This window comes from Dellaglioa sp. CoH-55-MRSF-8, from assembly GCF_056782195.1.
In genome coordinates this window covers 1-355 of the sequence record NZ_JBXAYH010000122.1, presented here as the reverse complement: position 1 = coordinate 355, position 355 = coordinate 1, and the positions used below count along the sequence as shown (strand labels likewise).

General features: G+C 56.3%; 1 protein-coding gene. It reads left to right on the top strand.

The features are described 5' to 3' along the window. Positions 1-17: 17 nt before the first annotated feature. On the top strand, positions 18-355 hold a 338-nt coding region (locus AC1RPW_RS08190; protein ID WP_481769472.1), incomplete at its 3' end, for a hypothetical protein.

Below are 355 nucleotides of genomic sequence, written 5' to 3'. Positions count from 1 at the left end.
ACCGTGAGGTGCGTCCCATGTTCAAGTCGCTGGAGCAGTATCTAGGTTTGGAACTGGATCGTGTCCGGCACACGGAACTCGAACAGTTCGCGGAAGAGCACAAACAGTTCGTGCGCCTGAACGACAAGAAGGACGAGGCTCTGTTCGGCATCGAATGCCACACGCTCAAGATTCGTGCAGGCTACGACGCGCGCATTGACGCCACTGTCTATCAAGGCTTGATCGAAGGCTATGCTCCGTACGAGGTCTTGTTCGATACCGGATACCGGTCCAGCGTGGACGAGGTGCTGACGTACCTCAAACTCGGTGTCGAGAATCTGGGCCTCGGGAATCCCGATCTCGACGAGGAAGATGA